General features: G+C 75.2%; 4 protein-coding genes. 2 read left to right on the top strand and 2 right to left on the bottom strand.

All coding sequences use genetic code 11. The features are described 5' to 3' along the window. Nucleotides 1–293: 293 nt before the first annotated feature. A complete protein-coding gene (gene rbsK, locus LCE31_RS23260; RefSeq protein WP_225017190.1) occupies nt 294–1193 on the bottom strand; it encodes a ribokinase in 900 nt (299 codons plus the stop codon). A gap of 10 nt (nt 1194–1203) precedes the next feature. Beyond that, nucleotides 1204–2472: a LacI family DNA-binding transcriptional regulator gene (locus LCE31_RS23255; protein ID WP_225017188.1), complete on the bottom strand. Its 1269-nt coding sequence runs from the start codon at nt 2470–2472 to the stop codon at nt 1204–1206. 504 nt (nt 2473–2976) lie between these two features. Between LCE31_RS23255 and uriH the strand changes: the two genes are divergently transcribed. Together uriH and LCE31_RS23245 are read left to right on the top strand one after the other, a co-directional pair. Next, a complete protein-coding gene (uriH, locus tag LCE31_RS23250; protein ID WP_225017186.1) occupies nt 2977–4053 on the top strand; it encodes a uridine-preferring nucleoside hydrolase UriH in 1077 nt (358 codons plus the stop codon). Continuing rightward, nucleotides 4050–4946: MFS transporter (locus tag LCE31_RS23245; protein WP_374118529.1), on the top strand; the 897-nt coding region annotated here is incomplete at its 3' end. The genes uriH and LCE31_RS23245, both read left to right, overlap by 4 nt.

The following is a 4946-nucleotide window of genomic DNA, read 5'->3' as shown; positions in this document are numbered from 1 at the left end:
CCGGGGGCGCGGGGGGGGGGGGTGGGGGGGGGGGGGGCGGGGCCGGGGGCCGGGGGGGGGGGGGGGGGGGCGGCGCCCCCCCCCCCCCCCCCCCCCCCCCCCCCCCCGGCTCCCGGCGGACGCGCGTCCGGAGAACGGGCCCGTCCACCTCGCAGCGGGCGAACACACTAGGCGGAACAGCGGGCTCAGCCGACAGGACCCGGTGGAACAGCGGCCTCGGCCGGCAGAACCCGGCGGAACATCGGGCTCAGCCGACAGGACTGGGCGGATCATCGGCCTCAGCCGACAAGTCGTCACCCCTGCCGGCTGAGGAACTCCTCGACCTCGTCCCGTGTCGCGAGGGACGACTGGGCGCCCGCGCGGGTGGTGCTCAGAGCCGCGGCGGCCGAGGCCCAGCGGGCCGCCTCCTCGAGGGATCTGCCCTCCGAGAGCGCCACCGCGAGCGCGCCGCAGAAGCAGTCCCCCGCCGCGGTGGTGTCCTTCGGCCGAACGCGGAAGGCGGGCAGGTGCAGATGCGCGGTGCCCTCCAGCAGCAGGACGCCGTCGCCGCCGAGGGTGACGACGACCGCGCCCGCGCCGCGCAGCCTCCGGGCGGCGGCGACGACCTCGTCCGTGGTGCGGGGGACGTCCGACCCGGTGAGCGCGGCCAGTTCGGTGCGGTTGGGCACCAGCAGGTCGACGTGGGGCGGCGGGGTCGAGCCCTGTGTCACCGGCGCCGGGTTGTACAGCACCGTCCCGCCCGCGAGCCGGGCAGCGGCGTGGTTGGCCCCGTCCGGGACCTCCTGCTGGAGGACGGTGACGGCCGCCCCGCGCAGCACGTCCGCGGCGGCCTCGCAGTCGGCGGCCGTGAGGCGGGAGTTGGCTCCGGGGCTGACGATGATGCTGTTCTCCCCGGCCGGGGAGACCGCGATCATCGCCCGGCCGGTGGGGGTGCCCGCGGTGGTACGTACGTACGTGGTGTCGACGCCCTGGCCTTCGACCGCGTCGGCCATCACCCGGCCGGCCTCGTCGTCCCCGACCCGGCCGACGAAGGCGACCCGGGCGCCGAGGCGCGCCGCCGCGACGGCCTGGTTGGCGCCCTTCCCGCCGGGGTGCTGGGCGATGTCCCCGCCCAGCACGGTCTCCCCCGGCACGGGGTGCCGCGGCACCGGGGCGACGAGGTCGAGGTTCAGGCTTCCGACGACGGCGATCACTGCTGGTTCCTCACGCTGTTGGGGCACTGCGGTCATGGGGGCGCGGCCCGGGCGCGGAACCGGCCGGGCGGCGGTCCGGCGCCACGGACCGGCCGGACGACGACAGATCGGCGGACGACGGCCGCTCACCTGACGACGGTGGGTGGCCCGGCGTGAACGGATCGCCGGACGAAGGCGGGTGGTCCGGCGCGGACGCGTCGCCGGCCGCGGGCTGCGGGGACGGGGACACCGCGGCTGCCGCCGCCGGGACGCTGGAGGCCCGTACCGCCAGCTCCGGCGCGAGCCGCACCGTGCGCACCGCCCGGCCGCCGGGCGCCCCCGCGGTGGCCCGGCCGATCGCGGGGCCGCCGCCGTCGAGCCCCTTGGCCAGCAACGCGGCGGCCTCGGCCGCGAGTTCGTGCACCGGCTGGCGGACGGTGGTCAGGCCGGGCGCGGTGAGCGCGGCCATCGGCATGTCGTCGAAGCCCGTCACCGCGACCTCGCCGGGCACGTCGGCGCCCAGCTCTCCGAGGCGTTGCAGCGCGCCGATGGCGATCAGGTCGTTGGCGCAGACCACGGCGTCCGGGCGGTAGGGCCACAGGCGGTCGACGGCGGCCCGGCCCCAGGCGACGGAGAAGTCCCCGAGTTCGGCCGGGGCCCGCCCGCCGCCGGGGAAGAGCGCACCGGCGCCCGCGTCGAAGGCGGCGCGGCGCTCGGCCGCGGCCGAGTCGGTGCCCGAGGCGCCGATGAAGCAGGGCCTGCGGCGGCCGGTGGCCGCGAGGTGGTCCAGGATCAGGGCGATTCCGGCGGCGTTGTCGACCGCCACGAGGTCCGCGACGCCGGGCCCGCAGCCGCGGTCGAGCAGCACGAGCGGCACCCGCTCGGCCGCGTCGGCCACCGCGGTCCTGCTGAGCCGTGCGTCGACCGGCACCACGAGCAGCGCGTCGACCCGTCTGCCCAGCAGGTCGGCGATCCTGCCCGCCTCCACGCCGGGGTCGTCGTCGCTGTCGGCGAGCAGCGCCGCTCGCCCGTAGCCGTGCAGGACGTGGGTCAGTTCGCGGACCAGCGAGGGGTAGAACGGGTTGGTGATCTGCGGCAGTACGAGGCCGACGGTGCCCGTGGACCGGCTGCGCAGCGAGCGCGCGACCTGGTTGGGCACGTATCCGAGTTCCCGGGCGGCGGCCCGCACCCGGGCCGCGATCTCCTCGCCGACCGGCCGCGTGCCGGCGAGCACGCGGGAGACCGTCGACACCGAGCAGCCGGAGCGCGACGCCACGTCTTTGAGGGTCACCTCGTCCACCGGGGGGCCTCCTCGCTCACCGCGGGCCGCCGCACGGCGGACCCCATCACCCTTGATGGCGGCAAACGTTATCACTCGAATCCGCCCGGGGGAGGGCCCCTGATGTGATCTCACCACCACGGTGACCAGGCAGGAACGTGAGGTGCGTCTCAAGCATTGACAACATGAGGCCAACGTCCGCACCCTCATCGGAGAACGATTTCCCAACGTCGTGACCGTGGGTACGCGAAAGGCCCTCCAAGGGGCGGTCCGGACCCGGCCGATCCGACTTCGGGGGCGTGTCGCGCTGACCGCGCCCATCCGCCAGGCCTCGCCTGCCATGTGCTCGGACCAGCGGCAACCCGCTGACATGAGGTACCCCGCACGGGCATCCGGGCGGACGGCACCGCATCCGTCATCGGGGCTCCGGTGCCGTAGCGCCCCGGTCATCGTTCCCAAGGTTCCGCCGCCGGCACCGTCCGGCGCGCATCCGCACACCGTCCCGGCCGAGCAAAGGGGCTCACGTTGACCAGGAAGATCATCCTCGACTGCGATCCCGGACACGACGACGCGATCGCCATGCTGCTGGCCCACGGCAGCCCCGGCGTGGAGCTGGTCGGCGTCACCACCGTGGTCGGCAACCAGACGCTGGAGAAGGTGACCCGCAACGCCCTGTCGGTGGCGCGGATCGCCGGGATCACGGGCGTACCGTTCGCGGCGGGCAACCCCCGCCCCCTGGTCCGCGAGATCGAGACCGCCCCCGACATCCACGGCGAGTCCGGTCTGGACGGCCCGGTGCTGCCCGAGCCGTCGTTCGAGCTGGACCGCCGGCACGCGGTGGACCTGATCATCGACACCGTCATGGCCCACGAGCCGGGCGAGATCACGATCGTGCCGACCGCGGGGCTGACCAACATCGCCATGGCGGTACGCAAGGAGCCGCGCATCGCCGAGCGGGTGCGCGAGGTCGTCCTGATGGGCGGCGGCTACCACGAGGGCAACTGGAGCGCGGTCGCCGAGTTCAACATCATCATCGACCCCGAGGCCGCGCACATCGTCTTCAACGCCGGCTGGCCGGTCACGATGGTCGGCCTCGACCTGACCCACCAGGCGCTGGCCACGCCGGAGGTCCGCGAGAGGATCGCCGCCGTCGGCACCCGTCCGGCCCGGTTCGTCGGCGACCTGCTCGACTTCTTCGGCGACATGTATCTGGAGGCGCAGGGCTTCGAGCACCCGCCGGTGCACGACCCGTGCGCCGTCGCCTACGTCATCGACCCCGACGTCATGACCACGCGCAGGGCTCCGGTCGACATCGAGCTGCACGGCTCGCTCACCGTCGGCATGACGGTCGCGGACTTCCGCCGCCCGGCCCCCGACGACTGCCGCACCCAGGTCGCCGTCACGCTCGACCACGAGCGCTTCTGGGCCCTGGTCGTGGACGCGCTGGAGCGCATCGGCGAGGGCGGCGACCCGGACGGCGACGCGACCGCGCTCGCCGCGGAAGTCGCCCTGGAGGACGCACCGGAAGACGCCTCGGAAGACGCCGCTGACACCGCCCTGGACGGCACGACCGCCCGCCCCGCGGACGGTGAGACGGCGTGAACGTCTCTCCCGCGCCCGCGGACGCGGACGCACCGGGCGGGCCGGGACCGGCCTTCGGCCGCCCGGCCCGCGTCGGCGCGCTCATGGCCGCCCTGCTGGTGGCGTGCTTCGCCTTCCAGCTGAACGCGAGCATGCTCAGCCCCGCGCTGTCGGACATGGCGGCGTCGCTGCACACCTCCTCGGTGTCCATCGGCAACACCCAGACCGCGTTCTTCACCTCCGCGGCCGTCTTCTCGCTCTTCCTGCCCCGCCTCGGCGACCTGATCGGCCGCCGCAAGGTGCTCGCAGGAATGCTCGCGCTGATGGTCATCGGCTGCGTCATCTCGGCCCTGGCGGGGAACGTCCCTGTGCTGTTCGTCGGCCGCGTGCTCCAGGGCGTCAGCGGTCCTGTCGTACCGCTGTGCCTGATCATGCTGCGCAGCGAGGTCCGCGCGCCGAAGACGTACGGCACCCTGCTCGGCGTGATCACCGCGGTCAACGGCGGGATCGCCGGCGTCGACTCGGTGGCCGGCGGCTCGCTCACCGACCACTTCGGCTTCGGCGCGGTCTTCTGGACCATGGCCGCGGTCGCCGCGGTCGGTGTGGTCCTCGTCGCCACCCTCACCCGCGAGTCGCGGGCCGCCGCGGGCACCACCCGCATGGACTGGCTCGGCACCCTGTTCCTCGCGGTCGCGGTCGGCACCCTGCTGCTCGCGCTCGACGAGGCGGGCAAGCTGTCCGCCGCGAACTGGTCGTACGTCGCGATCATGGCCGTCGTCGCGGTCGTCGCGTTCGCCCTGTTCTGGCGCACCGAGGGCCCGGGGGGGCCCCCCCGGGGCCCCCCCCCCCCCCCCCGGGGGGGCGCCCCCCCGGGGCGGGGGGGGGGGCCCCCGGGCGCCCAACACCCGCGGAGG

The sequence above is a fragment of the Streptomyces sp. 8L genome (assembly GCF_020176795.1).
Lineage (GTDB): Bacteria > Actinomycetota > Actinomycetes > Streptomycetales > Streptomycetaceae > Streptomyces.
The sequence above is the reverse complement of the archived record's forward strand: the minus strand, read 5'-3'. Positions and strand labels throughout refer to the sequence as shown.